Consider the following 23142-nt stretch of genomic DNA (forward strand, 5'->3'; position numbering starts at 1 on the left):
GAGCGCGGTTGGCCGACGGTATTGTCGTCAGCCTGGCGTAAGCTTTGACCGCAACAGTTCCCCGCAAGCCTGCCCGTAATCCGGGCGCAACGGGAACAAAAGACAATGATCAATACCCTGACGCAGGTTCAGCTGGTCAGAACCAACATGGAGCGCTCGTTGAAGACGGTGGCGGCTGATCCGACCGTCGAGCGGCAGAGCGAGTACTATCTGGAGAACATCCGCAACATTAAGTCGATCGACGAGTTCCTCGCCGACGACCGGATCTTCAATTACGCGATGACGGCCATGGGGCTGGAAGACATGACCTATGCGAAGGCGTTCATGCGCAAGGTTCTGGAAGAAGGCACGGACGATCGCACCGCCTTTGCCAATCAGCTCGCCGACACGAAATACAAGACTTTCGCCGAGACCTTCAATTTCAAGCGTTACGGGGAAACGGCCACGTCCTTTTCGCGCACCCAGGACGGGATCGTCGCCAAATTTCACCGGCAGACCCTGGAGGTTCGCGAGGGGGAGCAGAACCAGGGCGTGCGCCTGGCGCTCTATTTCGAACGCAGGGCGCCTGACATCACGAATGCCTATGATGTCCTGGCCGACCGGGCCCTGGCGGAAGCGGTCTATACCTCGCTCGGCCTGCCGCAGGAATTCGCCATGACCGACATCGACAAGCAGGCGGCCTACCTGGAGGAGCATCTCGACTTCGACATGTTCGGCGATGCTGATTACCTGTCGAAATTCCTGAGCCGCTTTTCCGCGCTGTACGATCTCGCCAATGGTCCGGTGGCGGTGAATTCTCCGGTGCTCAGCCTGTACGGCAACTCCAACGGCATCATTCCAATGGGCGAGGGGCTTCTCGCCAGTATCCAGAAATTTCGCCTGGGAGGCTTTTGATCCATGCAATCCGCTCTCTATGTGGCCCTGTCGGCCCAGGTCGCCCTGTCGAACCGTCTGGAAACGGTCGCCCGCAACGTCGCCAACATGAACACGGCCGGGTACCGGGCCGACGAAGTCAAGTTCGCCGAACTGATTTCGAAGGCCGGCCAGGACCAGGTGAGTTTCGCCACCGGCGGCGAAAAATACATCTCGCGGCAGACAGGCGGTCTCAACAAGACCGACAATCCGTTGGACCTTGCCATCGAGGGGGATGCCTGGTTCGCGATCCGCGACCGGAACGGTGTCATGTCCTATACCCGTGACGGACGGCTGCAAATTGCAGAAGACGGAACCTTGCGGACGCTGACCGGTCAGCAGATCCTTGGCTCGGGCGGTCAGCCGATCTCGCTGGACCCGGAGGCGGGGCCGCCCCTGATCACGCAGTCCGGTGAAATCCGGCAGGACGATTTCGGTGTGATCGGCCAGATCGGCCTGTTCCTGATCCCGAATGATGCGGCACTGACCCGGGCGGAAAACTCCGCGGTCATTCCCGACAAGCCGGTGATCCCGGTGCAGATCTACGATCAGCACGGGATCCGCCAGGGCTATGTCGAAGGGGCGAATATCAATCCCGTCCGGGAAATGACCAAGATGATCATGATTTCGCGCGCCTTTGAAAGCGCGACAAAAATGATCGATACCAGCAATGAAAGCCAGGAAAAGGCCATTCGCGAACTGGGGGCAACCTCATGACCGCCGTGGACCTGACAGCCCCGGTCGGCCGCCCGCTCGACCTTGACGCAGTTGCGAACAGACCGGATGCAGGTTCCCTGCGGCCCGAGCTTCCCAATTCCGACCGCGCCGGGTTCAGCTTCGGCGACTTCATCGATGTCATCAATCCCCTGCAGCATATTCCCGGTGTCGCGGAACTCTACCGCTCCGTGACCAATGACCAGATTTCCGACCAGGCCCGAAAGACCGGCAATGCTCTCTATGGCTTTGCCCTTGGCGGACCGGTCGGTCTGGGCGCCATGCTGGCCTACAATGCCCTTGGCGACCGGTTGGACGGCGGGGTTGATCCGTCGCCGGCGCCGGTACAGCGCCTGGCCGAAACCGCAAAAGAAGCCGCTGGACAGAATCCGGAGCCGGTTCCGGTGCCGCAGCGCAAACCCGAGACGGGTCCGGGTGAAGTTCCTGGGCTTGCCGCCGGGACCGCGCTGCTTGGCGATACAGTGGTGTCGACCGGGCGTGACGTCGCGGCCGTGCCCTCCCTGACCCAGGTTATCAATCGGGAGATGGCTCCTGACGAAAGGGCAGACGCCGCCACCGCGGCCTCTTCGGTTGCCTATCTGGATGTGCACGAAACGGCCGACCAGCCGGTCTTGGCGATCCCGAATGAAAGCGGCCTCAACCGGCTTGCCACCCACCAGTCGAACCATCTTCCGCTCGATGTCTTGAAGGCCCTCCAGGAACGCCATGCCCAACGCACCGCATCTGAACACTCTTGATCAATTGTCGGCGTCGCTTGCAGCGCTTCAAACGGAAGTCGGTCCGGTCAAGCTGAGTGGCTGTGTCACTCAGGTTTCTTCCGAAGCGATACGGGTGTCCGGGCTTTCGCGGATCGTCTGCCTGGGCGATCTGGTGGAATTCGAGGGCCGTTCGGGCATCCGCCAAGGCGAGATCATCCGGCTTGACGAGAAAGATGTAGTGATCAAACCACTGGAGCGTGTGACCGATATCGGTATCGGCAGCGTCGCCTCCGTCATGGGCGGGTTGGCTATACACCCGGACATGAGCTGGAGAGGCCGGATCATAAATGCCCTGGGTGAACCGATCGACGGGGCGGGGAGCCTCAGCCACGGCGTGGAGGCCTTTCTGCTGGACAGGGCACCGCCTCCGGCGATGAACCGCAGCAAGATTTCAGATGGTGTGAAAACCGGTGTGCGTGTGATCGACCTGTTCACGCCGCTCTGCGTCGGCCAGCGTGTCGGCGTGTTTGCCGGCTCGGGCGTCGGCAAGTCCACGCTCCTCGGCATGCTCGCCGGATTTGGTGAATTCGACACTGTGGTTGTCGGGCTGGTCGGGGAGCGGGGACGTGAAGTCCGGGAATTCATCGACGACATTCTCGGCGAGACCCTGGCGAATTCCGTCGTGGTCGCGTCCACTGGTGATGAAAGCGCGATGCAACGCCGGCTGGCACCGAAGACAGCAATGAGCGTGGCGGAGTATTTCAGGGGACAGGGACACAAGGTTCTCCTCATTCTCGATTCCGCCACCCGGTTCGCCCATGCGGCCCGGGACGTCGCGCTGGCCGCCGGAGAACCGCCGGTCGCGCGCGGTTATCCGCCGAGCGTTTTTGCCGACCTGGCTCGACTGATCGAACGTGCGGGCCCGGGAAGTTGCGGGGAGGGGTCCATCACCGGAATTTTTTCGGTCCTGGTGGATGGTGACGATCACAACGATCCGGTTTCGGATGCGATCCGGGGGCTCCTTGATGGTCATATCGTTCTTGACCGGCAAATTGCCGAGGCCGGCCGGTATCCTCCGGTCAATGTGCTCCGGTCGACTTCCCGCCTTGCGGACCGTGCCTGGACCTCCGACCAGCAGGATCTGATCCATAGCATCAAGGGGCTGATTTCCCATTTCGAGGACACCAAGGACCTGCGCCTGATGGGTGGTTTTCAGGCGGCAGGTGACGAAAAACTCGAGAAAGCGTGCCGGCTGGTGCCGAAGATTTATGAGGCCCTTCGCCAGCGGTCTGACCAGGTGGTGCCTTCAGATCCGTTCGCCGACCTCGCTCAGGCGCTGGCTGCCGACGGGTAACTATAGTTTGTGACAGCAGTAGAAAACGGAAATTGCCGCTTTTAATAGCGGCAATTTTTGTATATGTGTGCAGTGTCTTCTTAATAATTTTCCCGATTTACGGCGAACATTCCTATTTAAATCAAATTTTCTCTCAAGTTGTTCGCAATGTCTGAGAGTTTTGATTTATATTTCTATGTGCATGTAAGAATTTCCACCACCTTAAGTTTGGAAATAGTTTCCGAAACAGGGAAGAAATGTTGACCTTGTGAACCGTCAATTCTACGGATTCAGTATTGGAAAAATCCAAGGGGCTGACATGTTCATTATAGTTGATTCACGAGAGATAGTGACCGCAGGCTATGCCTCGGCCTTCGAGAGGGAAGGCTATGCCTCCCTGGAACTGCAACCGTCCGAATTGCTTGATTGGCTCGAGATTACCTGTGCACAGGATCTGGGGTCTGTCGATGCGATCCTGCTGGGGGAATGCGCGGAACGCTGCGGCTATGTCGCCTCAATTCGGTCGCGCTGTCCCGAAGCGCAGATCGTTGCGCTCGAGGACACCGCCACCCTTGATAGCACGCTTGAGCTGTTTTCGTCGGGGATGGACGATGTCCTGAAAAAACCGGTTCATGTCCGGGAAATCATCGCTCGTGTCGGTGCCTTCCGGCGCCGGATAACCTCTCGCAACAATTCCGCAGGAACGGGGGCGATCGAGGTTTTTTTCGACGGGCGTGATCCGCTCGTGGGCGGCGATGTCATGGAACTTCCTCGTCGGGAGCGCCGGATCCTCGAATATCTCGTCAAGAACAAGGGGCGCCGCGTCACGAAAACGCAGATTTTCAATGCGGTCTACGGTGTCATGAATGACGGTGTCGATGAATGCGTGGTGGAGAGCCACATCTCAAAATTGCGCAAAAAGCTGCGCAAGAAGCTTGGTTTTGATGCAATCGAATCCACGCGCTACATCGGTTACATGCTCAAGGACGGGTCCGGAGCCAAGCAAAAGGTGAGTGACAGCCGTCGGCCGGTGCAGGCAACTGCCGCGACGTCTCAGCCCGTCGAAACGCCCGCGGATACATGTGTACAAGGAAAGCCGTTTCTGTCCGTGGTGAACGCGTGATCAAAATAGCTTCGTGTTTTGAAAGGCTTGCGGGGACAGGATAAGAAACAGGTTGCGCCGGAGCGGATTGGCATGAGTGTTTTGCCAGGAAAAATCGCATGACGCGATGCCGCTCGATCGTTACGTGGCTCGAATTCCGCGGAAGCTGAAGTTTTTCCTTTTTGTTGTCGTGCAACGCCTGTTTCTATTTACAATTGATTTTTATGGAAAATTTAGAAAACCTTGCCACAATGATCAGCACACTGACGCTCTTATCAAACGGTGCCTAACAGGCGCGCCGGAGGATGGGGCAAGGGGCAATGTAGATGTGTCTGTGATGGACGTGAAAAAACCAACGGCCCGCTCGGAAGGTTCGGGATCCGCTTGTCGGCGGGTGCTGTCGAGGCGGGGCGTTTGCCGGATTTTCAATCTGGGGAGCAGGCACTCGGGATCAGGGTGGGCGTCTTGAGTATTAGCGGCAGTACGTCGTTGCCATATGCTCCCAGGGAGATGGGCCGCTCCAGCCTGTCGCGTACCTTTATTCTCTATACGCTCGGCCTGTTTGCCATTCTCGGCGTCATCTTCATTGGCATTCTCACCAAAATCACCTGGGATGCTTCGCATGCCCGTGCAATTGGTGTGACCGAGGCGTTTTTCCAGGCCACCAAGCGTCCGTTCGAACGAGCTATCTGGACAGTGAACGCGGATGCGACCCTGCAGCTCATTCGTGGTCTGGAAAGCCTGGAGGTGGTCGAAAAGGTCTGGGTCGAGACACCTGATACGGGCAATTTCGGTGAGCCCGTGACCGGCGCGCGCGCCAGGGAGGCGCTCCAGTATACGCTGAATTCGCCCAGCACGATCCTGCACAAGGATGCAATCGGGCAGGTTTTCATTCTGATCGACAGGAATGCGATATCCTACGAAATCGTGTCGACAGTCGGTTTCATCGTGACGGCGATCATTATTTATCTGTTGCTTCTGGCCATTGTCATTCGGACCGTTTTCCGAAAACTGATCGGCCAGCCGCTGTCGGCTGTTGTCGATTACCTGTCGACGCCACGGCTCATTGAGGACCCGCCAAAGGCAGAGTTGATGCCGGGCCGTGCCGACGAAATCGGCATTCTCGCATCAAGCCTGCAATCCATGGTGCAGCGGCGTCATCTGGATCTGCAAAAAATTCAGGAATACCAGACCAATCTCGAGGATCTGGTTGCGCATCGGACGGAACAATTGAAGCTGGTTCAGGAAGAACTCATCCAGGCGGACAATCTGGCGGCGCTCGGCGCCCTTGTCGCCGGCGTGTCGCACGAGCTGAACACCCCTCTTGGCAATGCACTCATGGCCGCGACGACAATCAAGGATTCAACGGGGTATCTGCGCAAGGAACTCGAAGAGCAGAGTTTGAGCAAGGAGGCGCTGGAAAGCGAGGTCGAGCGCATTTCAGACACGGCAAATATCATCGAGAAGACGCTTGGACGGGCACGTGAGCTGGTTGGCAATTTCCGCCAGGTGGCCGTCGACAGGCAGAGCGAGAAGAAGCGCTCCTTCAATTTCGACCATATCATTCGCGAGACCCTGGCCACGCTCCAGCCGACTTTGAAGAAAACACCTTTTACGATCGAGATGGATCTGCACGCCGACGTGGTCGTAGAAAGCTTTCCCGGCGCGGTGAGCCAGCTTGTCTCAAACCTTGTCGAAAACGCCATCAAACACGGCTACGAAGGCCGGAGCGAAGGGAAGATCAAAGTGACTTCTCGCGTCATTGTCCCCAAGGAAAAGGGGCGTGCAACGCCAGAAGGCAAAAGGATCGCATTCACGTGCCAGGATTTTGGTGTAGGGATTCCGGAAAAGAACCTCAAGAAAGTTTTCGAGCCCTTTTTCACGACGAAGTTCGGTAAAGGCGGCTCAGGATTGGGAATGGCAATTTGCTACCAGCTGGTGACAGAGGCATTGAACGGAACCATATCCGTCGTATCGAATGTTGGGGCCGGAACCGAGTTCACGATCGAGTTCCCCGCGCTGATGCCGGCGGATACATCCGGTCGTCACAGGTCGAAGGTGCATTGACATGGTGATGGACTTTCTCGCTCCTTCGGAACCCGACATCAAGACGCCGCGCAAAGCGCCGTGGAAGATCCTTATCGTCGACGACGATCCGGATGTGCACGAGGTGACCAAAATTGCGGTTGCCGGATGTGTGTTCGAAAACCGCAGTTTCGAACTTCTTCATGCCCTTTCCGCACAGGAGGCGCGCGATCTCCTGCAGAAGGAGACCGACATAGCGGTTGCGCTAGTCGATGTGGTCATGGAGAGCGATACCGCCGGTCTGAGCCTCGTCAGCTGGATCCGTTCGGAGCTCAACAACCACTTCACACGCCTGATCCTGCGCACGGGCCAGCCGGGCTATGCGCCGCAGACCGACGTGATCATGAAGTTCGATATCGACGGCTACACGGAAAAGGCCGAGCTTTCGCGGACCAAGCTGATCACGGCAATCATCACCGCCTTGCGCGGTTACAAGCTTGTGATGTCTCTTGAAACCAACCGGAAGAAGCTGCAACAGCTCAACGAGCAATTTTCGGCAATCGTTGAAAAGAATGCGCTCAGCGAATTCGCTTCGACCGTGCTTGTCCATTTTTCCGACCTCGTCGGTCAACCGGTCGACTGCCTGTTGTGCGGCCTTGACACGATGCCGGATTACGGCGTTCTGGACCGGTCCAACATCCGCGTTCTGGCGGCAACCGGAAATTTCGAGGACAAGGTCGACCTCCCTGTTGACGTCATCAGCGACGACACCATCCGCAGTTGCGTGGCGCGGTGCATCGATACGCAGGAAAGCTACGCAATCGGGACCGGCGTTTCCCTGCCGCTGGTAACCCGAAACGGAATGACCGGAGCACTCTATATCGGCATGTCCATGGACACGCTGGAGGAGCTGGTCGGTTCGGAAGTCGTCAAGCTGTTCGTGTCGAACGTTGCCCTTGGTTACGAAAAGACCGGGCTTTTGGAGCACATCCGCAACCTTGCCTATGTTGACCGGGTCACCGGTCTGTCGACCTATTCCGGTTTTGTCGAAACCTTCCAGCGCAACGCCGCCAGTCATGCGTCGCTGCTTGTCGTGCATGCAGACGTTCAGCGGTATCGGGTAATCGTGGACGGGATAGGTGACGAAAAGGCCGGTGCGGTTCTCAAGAGAACCGGCCATCGCCTGTCTCAGACATTCCCGGATGCATTGACCATTGCCCGGAAGGAACGGGACGAGTTCCTCATCCTCCTGAAGGGCGGTGACGCCAACAAGGTTCAGGACGTTGTGACGAGGATCGAGGAAGCGTTCCAGGAGCCGATCACACTTGAGGACAACCAGATCACGTTGCGTCTGCGACTCGGTTTCGCGTCGGATGAGTCGGACAGCCAAAACGCGGAAGAACTTGTGCGATTTGCCTCGATTGCGCTCAATGATGTCCGGCAAAAGGGGCTGACCAACCACGCGGTTTTCCATCCCTTGATGCAGGAGGCGGCCTTTGAGCGGCTGCGGCTGGCTTCGCTTTTGACCAGCACAAGCAACCAGACAGAGTTTTCGTTGCATTACCAGCCGGTCATGCATGCAAAGGACGAATCCATTGCCGCGTTCGAGGCCCTGATGCGGTTCCGGACACCATCGGGAACCTTTCTCAATACGGCGCGCATGATTGAAGCGGCTGAGGCCAGTGGCCTGATCTCCGAGATCGGTGCATGGATGTTCAAGAACGCGTTTTCGCAATTCAGCCGCATGAGCGGCCTGTCCGGGGATGTGCGATTGAACGTGAACCTGTCGCCCCGGCAGGTCCAGACCAACCGGATCTACAAGGACATCGAGGATGCCATCTCGGAGGCTGAATTGCCCATGGACAGACTGGTGTTCGAGGTCACCGAAGGCCTTTTCCTCAGCAATGACCAGGTGACGCTGTCCCTGCTCACATGGCTGCGCAACAAGGGGGCCAAGGTCGTGATCGACGATTTCGGGACCGGCTATTCCTCGTTCAGCTATTTGAGAAAACTGCCTGTTGACGGGATCAAGATCGACCGCAGCTTCATCATGAACATGGATCAGGACGCCGACGCGCTTGCGGTTGTGAAATCCATTATCGCGGTGGCACAGGCACTTGATCTGAGTGTGACGGCGGAAGGCGTGGAAACCGCTGCCCAACGGCAGCTCATGCAGGACCTGCATTGCGATTACCTGCAGGGTTACTTCTATTCCAAGCCTCTCAGCGTGGACGATCTGAACACCTTCATCTCCAAAGCGGTGGTACCGGGCGTGGCTTTCGGCTAGGGCGCAGGACCATCCATGGTGGTCAAACCCCCGAGCCGCGGTTTTGGAATTGCGGTTCGGACACGCTTGCGGCGCGCGGTCAAACGCCGTTCACGCCATTGTGCCTTCAGCGCATCCTGCCAATCTGACGTCTCGCTCATTTAAGCGATTGAAGTTTTGCACGAAACACGCTCTCATGAAGGGGACGCGTTTTCAGGATGTGCGACGACTGCGCCGCACATCCCCAATGCCATTTCAAAAAACGCCACAGCGCGATCTGGGGAGAAAACAACATGGATATGAGCGGCTCCCATCGGATTCCGGCGAAGCGGGAAAAAGTCTGGGAGGCTTTGAACGATCCGGAAATCCTGAAGGCCTGCATTCCAGGCTGCGAAAGCCTTGAAAAGACATCGGATACCGAAATGACCGCAGCGGTCACCTCGAAAATCGGCCCGGTCAAGGCGAAGTTCAAAGGCGCGGTTACTCTGGAGAATATCAATCCGCCGCAAAGCTACACGATCACTGGTGAAGGCAAGGGCGGTGTAGCCGGATTCGCGAAGGGGTCCGCGGATGTTTCGCTTGCGGAAGAGGGCGAGGAGACCGTGCTGTCCTACGAAGCCAAGGCGCAGGTCGGCGGCAAGCTGGCCCAGCTCGGAAGCCGCCTGATCGATTCCACGGCGAAGAAGATGGCGGAAGAGTTTTTCACGGCCTTTTCCGAGAAGGTCGGCGGCCAGGACAGCCAGACCTCTTCAAAAGCGGATGACGGTGAAGCTCTCGATCCCGGTCTTGCCGAAGAAGCCAAGCGCATTGCCATCGAGGAAGCGCCGGGAGAAGTCATGCATGCGATTGAAGAGGCGGAGCATGCGGTTGAGGACCGGATTCACAAGGCGGAGGAAAACATCGAGGCCGCAGCCGGTCGCAACGCCTATGGCGGTCCGGTGGTCTGGGGTCTCGTTCTGCTCGGCGCCCTGATCGTCGTTCTTGCTCTTGCGAGTTGACCGGGCGGTCCAATTTTTGAAAAGATCGGGGTTTGACGGCCGAAGCGCTTCGGCAGCCCCCACATAACACGGTGGCAAACCGGGATTTACACGGGCAACGAATACGGAATTTCATGAGGGAGAGAAATTCATGTCGAAAGTAACGATGGTATTGAACGGCAAGACGGTGTCGGCGGATGTCGAAGACCGGACGCTGCTCGTATCGTTTATCCGGGACGTTCGTGGACTGACGGGAACGCATGTCGGCTGTGATACGTCGCAATGCGGTGCCTGTGTGGTGCATGTCGACGGCAAGGCGGTGAAATCCTGCACCATGCTCGCGGCCCAGGCCGACGGAGCCGATGTCGTCACGCTGGAAGGCATCGGAACGGCGGAGAACCTACATCCGGTTCAGGCTGCCTTCCGCGAACATCATGGGCTTCAATGCGGGTTCTGCACGCCTGGAATGATCATGAGCGCGGTCGACATGATCAACCGCCACGGTGCGGGCAATCTTGACGAGGCCACGATCCGCCACGAGCTGGAAGGCAATATCTGCCGCTGCACGGGCTATCACAACATCGTCAAGGCCATCAAGGCAGCCTCCGACCAGATGGCCGACATGGCCCAGGCCGCTGAATAGGCGGCTTTTCCCAGATTTGTCGCGCGGATTGCGCCGCGCCCAGACACCAAAAGACCTTTGCGCCACCGAGATGCCGGGAGGAAACGGGCAGGAGGTGGCGACCCGCCAGGTCTTGATCAATCAGGCGCCCATCGGGCGGACACCGGCAGTGCCGGTCGCAGGAGGTTTTCCGGTCAAGGCGGAACCGGATCAGATATTGGGAGAGAAAAAATGGCAGTAGAGGGGATTGGCGCCCGCGCCCTGCGCAAGGAAGACAAGCGCTTCATTACCGGAAAAGGGCGGTATACCGATGATATGACCATGCCGGGCATGGGCCATGCGGCCTTCGTCCGCTCGCCACATGCCCATGCGAAGGTCACCGGCATCGACGCGAGCGCGGCCCTGGCCATGCCCGGGGTGGATGCCGTGCTGACCGGTGACCAGCTGATCGGGGACGGCATCGGCAACCTGATCTGCGGCTGGATGATCCATTCGAAGGATGGAACTCCTATGAAAATGGGCGGCTGGCGTGCCCTGGAACCGGAGATCGTGCGCCATGTCGGCCAGGCGGTGGCCGTTGTCGTGGCCGATACCGCGGCCCAGGCGCGGGACGCGGCCGACGCGGTGGTCGTCGACTACGAGGAACTGCCGGCCGTGATCGATCCGGTGGCTGCTCTTGCGCCGGGCGCGCCGCAACTCCACCCGGAAGCGGAAGGCAACCTGATCTACGATTGGGAGATCGGAGACGAGGCCGCAACCAACGCGGCTTTCGAGAAGGCGGCCCATGTCACCCGAATGGAGATCCACAACAACCGCCTTGTGCCGAACGCGATGGAACCGCGTGCCGCGCTGGCCGGGTATGACGCTGCCGAGGAGCATTACACGCTCTACACGACGTCCCAGAACCCGCATGTTGCCCGTCTGGTGCTGTCGGCGTTCTACAACGTTGCGCCGGAACACAAACTGCGTGTCATCGCGCCGGATGTCGGGGGCGGGTTTGGCTCCAAGATCTATATCTATCCGGAAGAAATGGTCTGCCTGTGGGCCGCAAAGCGTGTCGGCCGTCCGGTCAAATGGGTTTCGGACCGTACCGAGGCCTTCCTGACCGACGCCCATGGCCGCGATCACCGCTCTGAAGCGGAACTGGCCCTGGACGCGGACAACAAGATTCTCGGCTTCCGGGTCAAGACGATTGCCAACCTGGGCGCCTACATGTCGCTGTTCTCGTCCTCCGTGCCGACATATCTCTATGCGACACTGCTGTCCGGCCAGTACGACATTCCGGCGATCCACGCCAACGTGAAGACCGTCTACACCAACACGACACCGGTGGATGCCTATCGCGGGGCCGGCCGGCCCGAGGCGACCTATCTCTTGGAACGCATGATGGAAACCGCGGCGCGTGAGGTGGGCCTGTCGCCTGCCGAGTTCCGCCGCAAGAACTTCGTCCGGACGTTCCCGCACCAGACGCCGGTGATCATGTGTTACGACGCAGGCGACTATGACGCGACGCTGGATGCGGCGCTGAAGGCTGCGGATTTTGACGGGTTTGCCGCACGCAAGGCGGAGGCTGCCTCTCGCGGCAAGCTGCGCGGCATCGGCCTGTCCTGCTACATCGAGGCCTGCGGTATTGCACCATCGGCAGCGGTCGGCTCGCTCGGCGCCGGGGTCGGACTTTGGGAATCGGCGGAAGTTCGCGTGAACCCCGTCGGCACCATCGAGGTCCTGACCGGGTCGCACAGCCACGGACAGGGACATGAAACGACCTTTGCCCAGCTGATCAGCGAACGCTTCGGCCTCGACAGCGATGCGGTGTCGATCGTTCATGGCGATACGGACAAGGTTCAGTTCGGCATGGGGACCTACGGATCGCGGTCCGGTGCCGTGGGCATGTCGGCGATCGTCAAGGCCCTCGACAAGGTCGAGGCGAAGGCCAAGAAGATCGCGGCTCACCTGATGGAGGCCGCCGAGGGCGACATCCAGATCGAGGGCGGCGAGCTGAAGGTGGCCGGTACGGACAAGAAGCTGAGCTTCACCGAAGTGGCGCTTGCGGCCTATACCGCTCACAATCTTCCGGAAGGCATGGAACCGGGCCTGAAGGAGGGTGCGTTCTACGACCCGACCAACTTCACGTTCCCGGCCGGTACCTATGTCTGCGAGGTGGAAGTCGATCCCGATACCGGAAAGACCGAGGTCGTCAACTTCGTGGCGGCCGACGACTTCGGCAACATCATCAATCCGATGATCGTGGAAGGCCAGGTTCATGGCGGGATCACGCAGGGCATTGGCCAGGCGCTGCTCGAAAACGCATCCTATGACGAAACCGGCCAGCTTCTGACGGCGTCCTACATGGACTACTGCATGCCGCGCGCCGACGACGTTCCGTCCTACCAGCTGTCAACCCATGTGACCGAGTGCCCGGGCAATCCTCTGGGCATGAAGGGCTGCGGGGAGGCCGGAGCGATCGGTTCGCCGCCGGCCGTGATCAATGCGATCACCGACGCAATCGGCAACAACGACCTTGCCATGCCGGCCTCGCCGGAGAAGGTCTGGGCACTTTGTCAGGCAAGCCTGAAACAGGCGGCCGAATAAGGGATCCGGGCGGGGCAACCCGCCCGTCATTGAACACGTTCTTTTTGCGGGGAGACCCAACATGTATGAAACGACTTATCGCAAGGCGGGATCCGTGGCCGAGGCCGCGACGCTGATGGCAAACGCTGAAGACGGCAAGTTCCTGGGCGGCGGACAGACGCTGCTGCCGACCATGAAACAGCGGCTTGCCGCGCCGTCCGACCTGGTCGATGTCACGAAAATAGCCGAAATGAAGGGCATCTGTGCCGACGGCGACGGCGTCGCCATCGGTGCCGCGACAACGCATGCCGAGGTTGCCTCGTCCGACCTTGTCAAGCAGACGCTGCCTGGGCTTGCATCACTGGCCGGGGGCATCGGCGATCCTGCCGTTCGCCACATGGGAACCATCGGGGGCTCGATTGCAAACAACGATCCGGCAGCCGACTACCCGGCCGCCCTTGTTGCGCTCGGGGCGACGGTTGTCACCAGCAAGCGCGAACTTGCCGCGGAAGATTTCTTCACCGGCATGTTCGAGACGGCGCTGGAGGATGATGAAGTGGTCGTGTCTGTGAAGTTCCCGGGCGCGGCGGCCAGTGCCTATGCCAAGTACCCCAATCCTGCGTCGCGCTACGCCATGGCGGGTGTGTTCGTGGCGAAAGGCAAGGACGGCAGCGTAAAGGTGGCAGTGACCGGCGCCGGACAGGACGGCGTCTTCCGCATGCAGGCAATGGAAAGCGCTCTGGCGGGTAATTTCGCACCCGAGGCCGTCGCCGGCATCGCCCCCGACGCGGGCGATCTCCTCTCCGACCTGCATGGATCTGCGGCCTACAGGGCAAACCTTGTGACCGTCATGGCAAAACGCGCAGTTGCCGCGGCCGGTTGACCGGCAACACATGTATGACAGCTTGAACCCGGCCGGCTTCCGGCCGGGTTCTTTTTGATGGATTGCCGTCACGACTTTCAGGAACAAACCCGGTTCACAGGCTATCGGCAGGCGACGGCAGATCGGGACACTGCGGACGTCCGCCACCCGGGAACGGGTCATTGGCAATTTTGCCGCAATCCCGGTACAGGTAGACTGAGAAAGCAGCTTTTGTGACTGGTGGCACATGCGCTCGGGCCGCGGCAGGGTATTGCTGGACGACACACGCCACATAGGGATCGACGAGGGGCCGATGGCTGGAACGAAACAACAGACTGCAAGAGGCGGACAAAGCGCCAATCCGGTATCCATGGCGTTCCGGCCCGTGCGCACCGCTTTCTGGGGTGTTGCGGTCGTCAGTTTTGTCATCAACGTGCTGATGCTTACCGGCCCTGTCTTCATGCTGCAGGTCTATGACCGGGTTCTGGCGAGCGGATCCGTACCGACGCTTGTGGCGATCGGATCGCTCGCAGTGGTCCTATATGCATTTTACGGGGTGCTGGAAGGAGTGCGGGGCCGTCTTCTGGCCCGTCTCGGCCAGCGCGTCGATGCCAGACTGTCGGGAATCGTTTACCGGGTCTCGAACAATCTTCCGGTTCGTCTCGGGCGGAAAGCGGCACGGTTGCGGCCCGTTCAGGATCTGGACACGGTGCGCCAGTTTTTGTCCGGTCCCGGGCCGGCGGCCATTTTCGATATTCCCTGGTTGCCGCTTTACCTGGGCATTGTTTTCCTGTTCCACCCCTTGCTCGGTATCGTCGGGCTTGGTGGCGCGGTGATCATCTCGGTCCTGATCGGCCTGAATGAAATCATGTCGCGCGGTCCGGCCGAAGAGGCGGCGGGACATGCAGGACGACGGTCCGCTGACATCGAAATGGGGCAGCAAAATTCCGAAGTGCTGACCGCCATGGGCATGCAGGATGCGCTGACCGGAAAATGGAACGCGCAAAACGGCGACTATCTGGCAACCCAGCGCAAGGCCGCGGACCGGACCGGCCTGTTCGGAACGGCGATCAAGACCATCCGGTTTGTCCTGCAATCGGCTATTCTCGGGGTCGGCGCCTGGCTTGCCATTCAACAGGAAATCACCCCGGGCGTGATGATCGCCGCATCGATCATGACCTCGCGCGCATTGGCCCCGATCGAACAGGCGGTTGCGCAGTGGCGCGGTTTCGTCGCCAGCCGGCAGGCTCTCAAGCGTCTGCGTGAAGTCCTGCAGGTGGCTGAGGCGGAGCCGGAAAAGATGGATCTGCCGCTGCCGAAGGAATCGATAACCGTCGAACAGGTGTTTTGCGGCCCGTTCGGAGAAGCCATGCCTTATGTGCAGAACGTTTCGCTCGACCTGAAGGCGGGCGACGGTCTGGGCATAATCGGTCCGTCCGGCTCAGGCAAGTCGACCTTTGCGCGCGCTCTTGTCGGCGCTGCGCCGACCCTCAAGGGCGTCATTCGCTACGACGGCGCCGAACTCGGCCAGTGGCCCAGTGGCAGGCGCGGTGAGTTCATCGGATATCTGCCGCAGGACCTGCAGTTGTTTGACGGGACAATTGCCGACAACATCGCGCGTTTCAGTCCCGGGGCTTCGCCCGACCTGATCATCGAGGCGGCAAAACTTGCAGATGTGCATGACCTGATCGTCGGTCTGCCGGAGGGTTACAACACGGTGATCGGCCGCTCCGGACGGTTGTTGTCCGCCGGTCAACGGCAGCGCATCGCCCTGGCCAGGGCGCTCTATGGAAATCCGTTCCTGGTTGTGCTCGATGAGCCGAATTCGAACCTGGATGCGGAAGGGGAAGGTGCGTTGACCAACGCCATCAAGGCGATGCGCGAAAAGGGATCGATCGTGGTGATCATCGCGCACCGGCCAAGTGCGATTGCCACGGTGGACAAGATCCTGTGCCTCAAGGAAGGCAGGATGGCGGGCTTCGGACCGAAGGAAGAAGTGCTCAGGCAAGTGGTGCAGCCGGTACAGCAGCAACGTGCCGTCGTCGGAACGGGACGGTGACCATGTCAGCAAGCAATGGCAATGAGACGGGAAAGAACCAGGTTACGGACACCGATCAGGAGCTCCGCAAGACCGTGCGCAATCATCTCCTGTTCGCGCTTTTCACTGCTTTGGTGGTGGTTGGCGGCATCGGTGGCTGGGCAACCTTCACGGAGATTTCCGGGGCCGTCGTTTCCTCCGGCACGATCGTGGTGGAAACCAGCACCAAGCTCGTCCAGCACCGGGAAGGCGGCATCGTGCGCGATATTCGGGTGAAGGACGGAGATGTCGTTGAAGCCGGCGATCTCCTGATCAGCCTGGACGACACGGTTACCCGGGCCAACCTCTCCGTGATTACCAAGCAGTTGACGGAGCTGACGGCGCAGGAGCTCCGGCTCGAAGCCGAACGCGACGACTTGAGTAATATCGAATGGCCGGAAAACCGCAAGGCTCAGCTGGGCGATATCGAACGCGGCCAGCAATTGTTGCTCGATGCGCGCCGCAACTCCAAGGAAGGCCGCAAGAACCAGCTCGAGGAGCAGATTCGCCAGTTCGACCGGCAGACGCAGGGGCTGGAAGCACAGGTCGAAGCCAAGGATTCCGAAATCGAACTGATCGAGGAGGAACTGGCGGATCTTGGCGGACTGTTGAACAAGCAGCTTGTTTCCAAGAGCCGCGTCACGGCACTCAAGCGGGAAAAGGCGCGGCTGTCTGGTGAATATGGCGACCTGATTGCGCAGATCGCAAGGACCCGGGAAGCCATCAGCGAGCGCAGGATCCAGATCCTGCAGATCGAGGAATCCTATCGCGCCGAGGTTCTGGAGCAGTTGCAGGAAGTACGTTCGCGCATCGCCCAGCTCGAAGAACAGAAAATTGCCGCGGAGGACGAGCTGACCAGGGTCGATATCCTGGCCTCTCGCAACGGCTATGTGCACAACTTGTCCGTTCACACGATCGGAGGTGTCATAGCTCCGGGGGAAACGGTCATGCAGATCGTGCCGCGGGAGGACCAGCTGATTGTCGAGGCCCAGGTGCGACCGGTCGATATCGACCAGATGTCCCCGGGGCAAAGAGCGCGCGTCCGCTTTCCGAGTTTCGACCAGCGCACGACGCCGGAATTGAATGCCGAACTCCTGACGGTCTCTGCCGATCTCAACGAGGACGAACGGACAGGCAACAGCTACTACGTGGCAAGGCTGGTGATCGCCGAAGAGGAACTTGCCAAGCTTGGGGACAAGGCACTTGTTCCCGGCATGCCCGTGGAGACATTTCTGCAAACGGGGGACCGGACCGTACTGAGTTATCTGGTCAAACCCGTCACCGACCAGATTGCCCATGCGCTCAGGGAGCGCTGACAGCCGGCGGCATGCGGTTCACAGGATCAGGACGGGAACATCCGTGCCCGCGTCAACGGCGGGGGCGTGTGGAGGCCGGATGATCAGGGCGCCGGAACGGGCGAGAAGGTTCAGCATCGAACTGTCCTGACGGCCAAATGGCGTGACGTGCAGGCGCCCTTCGGCATCTTCCGACAAGGTCGCCCGGACGTAATCCTGACGGCGGTCGTTCTGCGGCAGCGGCGCGGACAGAACCGCCATGTGGGCACCATCCGTCTCGACGTCCTGCGCGAGCATCCTGCCGATCAGCGGTTTCAGGAACAAGAGGCCGCAGACCAGGCTGGAGACCGGGTTGCCAGGCAGGCCCAGCACCTTGGTCCGGCCGAGCCGGCCCGCCATGAGCGGCTTGCCGGGCCGCATGGCGATGCGCCAGAAGGCGAGATCCATGCCCTCCTGTCCAAGGACGTCCTGGACGATGTCGTGATCACCGACGGACGCACCGCCCAGGGTGACCAGGATGTCGGCGTTGGCCGTAATGGCGTTGCGCACATGTTTGGCCAGGACCACCGGGTCGTCCGGCGAAATTCCGAGATCCAGCGGTTCGCCGCCGCAGTCCTCGACCAGCGCGGCAATGCCGGCGTGATTGGAGGCAATGATCTGATCCGGACCGGGTTCGGTGCCTGGCCGGACGAGTTCGTCCCCTGTGGCCAGAATCGCCACCACGGGACGCCTGTGGACGGGCAGCTGCGCATGATTCATGGCGGCGGCGAGAGCCAGGTGTCGATATGCCAGCCTGAGCGGAGGGGCCAGCAGCACGTCACCTTCCGAAAAATCGAGTCCCGCAGGACGCACGAAAGCGCCTGGTGCGGGCCGCTCCAGCACGGTGATCCGGTCACCGTCGCGCTTGGCGTCTTCCTGGATCAGGATCGTGTCGGCGCCATCCGGCACCGGCGCGCCGGTGAAGATGCGTACGGTCTGGCCCTCGGATACAGAGCCCGAAAAGCCGTGACCCGCAGGGGCTTCGCCGATCACTTCCAGCGTGGTGACACCGTCACTCAGGTCCGCGTGCCGGATGGCATAGCCGTCCATGGCGGAAGCGGCAAAGGGAGGCTGGGTCCGGGTCGAGGCAAGCGGCTGCGACAGGATGCGGCCATTCGCCTGTGCCAGCGGCACATGTTCGGTCTCTGTTGGAACGACGTCCGCAAGGAGTTTCTGTAGCGCTTCGGAAACGGGCATCAGGCTCATCAGGTTCCGCCCTGGCTGCCGTCATTTTCAATCGTCCAGTGACCCGACTTGCCGCCGGCCTTCTCCAGAAGGCGTATGTCACCGATGACCATGCCGCGGTCGACCGCCTTGGCCATGTCATAGATGGTCAGGCAGGCAAGGGAGCAGGCTGTCAGTGCTTCCATTTCCACCCCCGTCTGGCCGCTGACCTTGGTCGTGGCGGTGACCACGAGACCGGGCAGGCTTTCGTCCGCCTCGATGTCGACCGTCACCTTCGACAGCATCAACGGATGACAAAGCGGGATCAGCTCGTGTGTCTTCTTCGCCGCAAGGATCCCGGCGATACGCGCCGTGCCGACAACGTCGCCTTTCTTGGCATTGCCGGAGCGGATCAGTTCCAGCGTCTCCGCCCGCATGGTGACGGTGCCCCGGGCGACGGCAATCCTGTGGGTGACGTCCTTTGCCGAGACGTCCACCATGTTGGCGGCGCCGGCTTCGTCCAGATGCGTCAGTTTAGGGGTTTGCTCGCCCATGCCTGTCCTAGACCGCCTGAGACAAGGGCGGGCGCGCCAGCAGCGACCGCGTGGCGGTGGCGACATCGTCCTGGCGCATGAGGCTCTCGCCGATCAGGAAGGTCGATATCCCGACCTTGTTCATCCGTGCCAGATCGGCAGGCGTAAACAGGCCGGATTCGCCAACGGATATCCGGTCATCCGGGATGCGGGGCGCCAGCTCCTCGCTGGTTTCCAGTTTCGTTTCGAAGGTCTTGAGATTGCGGTTGTTGATCCCGAGAAGAGGTGAGGAGAGCTTGAGAGCCCGGTCGAGTTCCTCGCCGTCATGCACTTCCAGAAGCACGTCCATGCCGAGTTCGAAGGCTGTGTCCTCAAGACCCTTGGCGGTGTCGTCGTCGACCGCGGCCAGAATGATCAGGATACAGTCCCCGCCCCAGGCGCGCGCCTCGAAGACCTGGTACGGGTCATAGAGGAAATCCTTGCGCAGAGCAGGCAGGCTCACGGCAGCACGGGCCGCAGTCAGATAGTCCGGCTTGCCCTGGAAGGAAGGCGTGTCGGTCAGAACCGAAAGACAGGCGGCACCGCCTTCTTCATAGGCCTTGGCCAGAAGAGGCGGGTCGAAGTCCTCGCGGATCAGGCCCTTGGACGGGCTCGCCTTCTTGATTTCCGCGATAAGCGCATAGTCACCGGCAGCGTGTTTGGCCTCGATGGCCCTGCGAAACCCGCGGGGTTGCGCGACATCCTCGATCCGGGCCTTGAGCTCGCCGAGCGGCACCGCCGATTTGGCGGCGGCGATTTCCTCGCGCTTGTAGGCTTCGATTTTCTGGAGAATGTCGGCCATGTCTTATCCGTTCGAAGCTGCGACCAGCTTTTCAAGTGTGTCCGCAGCCGAGCCGTTGTCAATGGAGTTCGCGGCCATATCGACGCCGTCCTTCAGACTGGTCACCTTGTCCGCGATCATCAGCGAAGCGGCGGCGTTGAACAGGACAATATCACGATAGGCGTTCTTCGCCCCGGCCAGAACCTCGCGCAATGCCCGGGCATTTTCAGATGGCAGGCCACCTTTCAGATCCTTCGGATCGGCGATGGGAAGGCCGACATCCTCGGGAGAAATCTCGAAGGAGCGAAGAGAACCGTCCTTCAGTTCGGTCACATAGGTCGTGCCGGTGGTTGTTATCTCGTCCATGCCGTCGGACCCATGCGCCACCCAGGCGCGCTCGGATCCGAGTTCCTTGAGCGCCTCGGCGACCGGTTCGACCCATTGGCGGGCAAAAACGCCGACCATCTGCCGCTTCACGCTGGCAGGATTGGAAAGGGGGCCAAGCAGGTTGAAGATCGTCCTGGTGCCCAGTTCCATCCGGGTCGGACCGACATGTTTCATCGCCGCGTGATGGAGCGGAGCGAACATGAAACCGATGTTGGCCTTGCGGATGCATTCGGCAATCTGCTCCGGCCCGATGTCGATATTGACCCCGAGTTCCGCCAGGGCTTCCGAGGCACCGGACTTCGAGGACAGCGAACGGTTGCCGTGCTTGGCCACGGGGACACCGCAGCTCGCGACCACGATCGAGGTACAGGTGGAGATGTTGTAGCTGCCGGAATTGTCGCCACCCGTGCCAACGATATCCATGGCACCGGCCGGTGCCTTCACCGGCAGCATCTTCGCACGCATGGTGGCAACCGCACCGGTGACTTCGGCAATGCTTTCACCCCGGACACGCAGGGCCATCAGGAAGCCGCCAAGCTGTGAGGGCGTGGCGGACCCGGACAGGATCACCTCGAACGCGTCCCGGGCTTCCTCAGGGCTCAAGGCATGACCGTCCGCAACCTTGGCAATGAGGTCCTTGAATGTGCTCATGTCGTCATCCCACCCAATTCAGATCAGTTTCTGTCCAGTCCGAGGACCTGGCTGACGCCGGCGTTGTTGACGGTGACGCCCGCCTTGTCTTCCTGGTCAGTGATAAACTGGCCGAGCAATGTGTCCTGGAGTTGCTGGGAGACCTGAGTGCCCAGTGCCGCCACCTGTTGTGCGGATGGATCGAAATCAGGCACGGAAGATTCGGTGACTTTCAGGACGAGCCGGTTGCCTCCGCTTTCCGTCCCCGCTTCGGCAGCAGTGCCGACGGGGCCGCCGAAGATTGCGGCGAGGGCGTCCCGTCCGAGATCTCCGGACGGCGTGTTCCGGGTCAGTCCCTGGGCGTTTTTCACCTCAAGCCCGGTCTCGATCGCCAGCGCCATGAACGGCGTGCCGTTTTGAACCTTGGCGAGAAGATCGGCGGCAGCGTCGGAAAGCCGCTTGTCGAGCTCGTCCTTCTTCCAGGCTTCGATCACCTTTTCGCGAACCTCGTCCAGCGTCCGGTCGCGGGCAGGGGTAACGTCGGCAACTTCAAACCAGAGGAAACCCTGGTCGCCCACCTGAAGGACGTCGTTCTCGATGCCGATATCGCTTTCGAAGGTTTCACCCACGAGGCCTTCTGCGTCGGGCAGGTTGACCGCTTGACCGTCTATACCGTTGCCGGAGGCGTCAAAAGCCGCCGGTGTTTCCACCTTGAGAGAGAAGCGTTCGCCGACTTCTTCGAGCAGAGCACCGCCGGCGCGGGCATCTTCGATCTCGTCGAGAAGATCAAGAATTTCCCGTTCGGCCTGTTCCTTGGCAAGATCTTCGACGAGCTGGTCCCTGACCTCTTCGAAAGGACGGGTGCTTTCCGGCAGGATTTCCTCGACATTGACGATGACCGTCGAGAAGCGGCCGTCGACGGTGCCGCTGGTCGCACCTTCCTCTAGGGAAAAGGCAGCGTCGCCGATCGCTTCGTCCAGGAAGTCCGCCTTGGCCATGATGCCGAGCTCCACGTCGTTGCTCGACAGGTTGCGCTCGGCCATCAGGTCGTCGAAAGACTTGCCTTCGGCGAGCGCCGCCGCGGCTTCGCTGGCCGCGTCCTCGGACGGGAAAGACATCTGGCGGACCTTGCGGCGTTCCGGCTGGAAGAAATCTTCCATGCGACGATCGTATTCCGCGCGGGCATCGGCTTCAGCGATGTCCTCAGGACGGGCAAGGCTGGCCGGTGTCAGTTCCACATACCTGATCGTACGGTATTCCGGTGCACGGAAATCCGCCAGTTTCTCATCGAAATAGCTGGTCAGCACGTCTTCGGCCGGTGCTTCGATTTCACCGATATATTCCGGTGTGATCAGCATGTAGTCTACGGAACGGCTTTCGCGCTGATAGGCATCAAAAGCCTGCAGATAGGCAGACGGCGCCTTCATGCCACCGGTAAGGCCCTCCGCCAGCTGGCCGCGTTCGGCGACCTTGCGGCGCTCGACCACATATTCGTCTTCCCGGTAACCATTTGCCTGCAGGACCTGCTGCAGACGATTCTTGTCATAGCGTCCGCCGACGCCCTGGAACGCCGAATCGCTCTGGATGATCTGGGCAAGCCGGACATCGGAGACGCCGAGTTGCATGGCCCTGGCGGTGTCGTTCAGGGCCGCCTCGGCGATGAGTTTGCCGAGCGTCTGTTGCGGAATACCGAGCGCAGCTCCCTCGGCCGGGGTCAGCGGGCGGCCGAACTGCTGGCTGAAGCGGTTGAGGTCCTGACGGTAGGTCCGGTCAAGATCGACAAGCGTGACCTCCGTATCGCCAACCTTGGCCGCGGTGTTTTGCCCGACGCCGGTAAGAAAGCCGCTAACGCCCCAGACGGCGAAGCTCAAGATCAACAGGGCGATAAACAGTTTGGCAACCCAGGTGCCAGCGCCCTTGCGCAGCGCGTCAAGCATGACGTCTCCCGTATTCTTTTCATTCCCGCAGCCGTTGGACAGGCTGACCCGAGGCCCGGCCCTGGCCGGAGCGGGCGGATCATAAAGACGAGGCGCCCAGGCCGCAAGGCAGGCATTGACAAAGTTCCAGTACGAAATGTGTTTTCCCGCTTTCTGG

General features: G+C 60.4%; 18 protein-coding genes. 13 read left to right on the plus strand and 5 right to left on the minus strand.

What is annotated here, in order from left to right; translation table 11 throughout:
• The first annotated feature begins 105 nt into the window (after positions 1–105).
• From O6760_RS22100 to O6760_RS22160, 13 genes are all read left to right on the plus strand, one after another.
• Entirely contained in the window at positions 106–894 is a 789-nt protein-coding gene (locus O6760_RS22100; RefSeq protein WP_269581839.1) for a DUF1217 domain-containing protein, read from the plus strand.
• A gap of 3 nt (positions 895–897) precedes the next feature.
• A complete protein-coding gene (gene flgF, locus O6760_RS22105) occupies positions 898–1629 on the plus strand; it encodes a flagellar basal-body rod protein FlgF (RefSeq protein ID WP_269581840.1) in 732 nt (243 codons plus the stop codon).
• Positions 1626–2384 carry a hypothetical protein gene (locus tag O6760_RS22110; RefSeq protein ID WP_269581841.1) on the plus strand — a complete coding sequence of 253 codons (759 nt, stop codon included), beginning with the start codon at positions 1626–1628 and terminating at the stop codon, positions 2382–2384. The genes flgF and O6760_RS22110 overlap by 4 nt, the downstream gene beginning before the upstream one ends.
• Positions 2353–3699, plus strand: a complete 1347-nt coding sequence (locus O6760_RS22115; RefSeq protein WP_269581842.1) for a FliI/YscN family ATPase — start codon at positions 2353–2355, stop codon at positions 3697–3699. Before O6760_RS22110 ends, O6760_RS22115 begins: the two co-directional genes overlap by 32 nt.
• 247 nt (positions 3700–3946) lie before the next feature.
• Entirely contained in the window at positions 3947–4801 is an 855-nt protein-coding gene (locus tag O6760_RS22120) for a response regulator transcription factor (protein ID WP_332306201.1), read from the plus strand.
• Positions 4802–5164: 363 nt separating this feature from the next.
• Positions 5165–6847 (plus strand): sensor histidine kinase, encoded by a 1683-nt coding sequence (locus tag O6760_RS22125; protein WP_269581843.1) that lies wholly within the window; start codon positions 5165–5167, stop codon positions 6845–6847.
• Between the two features lies 1 nt (position 6848).
• Positions 6849–9092, plus strand: coding sequence for a bifunctional diguanylate cyclase/phosphodiesterase (locus tag O6760_RS22130; RefSeq protein WP_269581844.1), 2244 nt, complete (start codon positions 6849–6851; stop codon positions 9090–9092).
• A 272-nt stretch (positions 9093–9364) separates the two neighbouring features.
• Positions 9365–10069: an SRPBCC family protein gene (locus O6760_RS22135; protein ID WP_269581845.1), complete on the plus strand. Its 705-nt coding sequence runs from the start codon at positions 9365–9367 to the stop codon at positions 10067–10069.
• A gap of 130 nt (positions 10070–10199) precedes the next feature.
• Complete coding sequence (locus O6760_RS22140) at positions 10200–10691, plus strand: (2Fe-2S)-binding protein (RefSeq protein WP_269581846.1); 492 nt, start codon at positions 10200–10202, stop codon at positions 10689–10691.
• Between the two features lie 210 nt (positions 10692–10901).
• On the plus strand, positions 10902–13262 hold the full coding sequence (locus O6760_RS22145; RefSeq protein WP_269581847.1) for a xanthine dehydrogenase family protein molybdopterin-binding subunit: 2361 nt from the start codon (positions 10902–10904) through the stop codon (positions 13260–13262).
• Positions 13263–13323: 61 nt separating this feature from the next.
• A complete protein-coding gene (locus O6760_RS22150) occupies positions 13324–14124 on the plus strand; it encodes an FAD binding domain-containing protein (protein WP_269581848.1) in 801 nt (266 codons plus the stop codon).
• A gap of 292 nt (positions 14125–14416) precedes the next feature.
• Entirely contained in the window at positions 14417–16162 is a 1746-nt protein-coding gene (locus tag O6760_RS22155; protein ID WP_269581849.1) for a type I secretion system permease/ATPase, read from the plus strand.
• 2 nt (positions 16163–16164) lie between these two features.
• Positions 16165–17496, plus strand: coding sequence for an HlyD family type I secretion periplasmic adaptor subunit (locus O6760_RS22160; RefSeq protein ID WP_269581850.1), 1332 nt, complete (start codon positions 16165–16167; stop codon positions 17494–17496).
• An 18-nt stretch (positions 17497–17514) separates the two neighbouring features.
• On the opposite strand, the gene O6760_RS22165 is transcribed toward O6760_RS22160, so the two are convergent.
• Genes O6760_RS22165 through O6760_RS22185 form a run of 5 tightly spaced genes read right to left on the minus strand, consistent with a single transcriptional unit; the run spans position 17515 to position 22985 of the window.
• A complete protein-coding gene (locus O6760_RS22165) occupies positions 17515–18720 on the minus strand; it encodes a molybdopterin molybdotransferase MoeA (protein ID WP_269581851.1) in 1206 nt (401 codons plus the stop codon).
• A complete protein-coding gene (moaC, locus tag O6760_RS22170; protein WP_269581852.1) occupies positions 18720–19232 on the minus strand; it encodes a cyclic pyranopterin monophosphate synthase MoaC in 513 nt (170 codons plus the stop codon). The genes O6760_RS22165 and moaC overlap by 1 nt, the downstream gene beginning before the upstream one ends.
• A gap of 7 nt (positions 19233–19239) precedes the next feature.
• Positions 19240–20052 carry an indole-3-glycerol phosphate synthase TrpC gene (gene trpC / locus O6760_RS22175; protein ID WP_269581853.1) on the minus strand — a complete coding sequence of 271 codons (813 nt, stop codon included), beginning with the start codon at positions 20050–20052 and terminating at the stop codon, positions 19240–19242.
• 3 nt (positions 20053–20055) lie between these two features.
• Complete coding sequence (trpD, locus tag O6760_RS22180; RefSeq protein ID WP_269581854.1) at positions 20056–21069, minus strand: anthranilate phosphoribosyltransferase; 1014 nt, start codon at positions 21067–21069, stop codon at positions 20056–20058.
• A gap of 23 nt (positions 21070–21092) precedes the next feature.
• On the minus strand, positions 21093–22985 hold the full coding sequence (locus O6760_RS22185) for a SurA N-terminal domain-containing protein (RefSeq protein WP_269581855.1): 1893 nt from the start codon (positions 22983–22985) through the stop codon (positions 21093–21095).
• Positions 22986–23142: the final 157 nt, after the last annotated feature.

Origin of the sequence: Roseibium sp. Sym1, from assembly GCF_027359675.1 — a bacterium.
In the GTDB taxonomy this organism is placed as follows: domain Bacteria; phylum Pseudomonadota; class Alphaproteobacteria; order Rhizobiales; family Stappiaceae; genus Roseibium.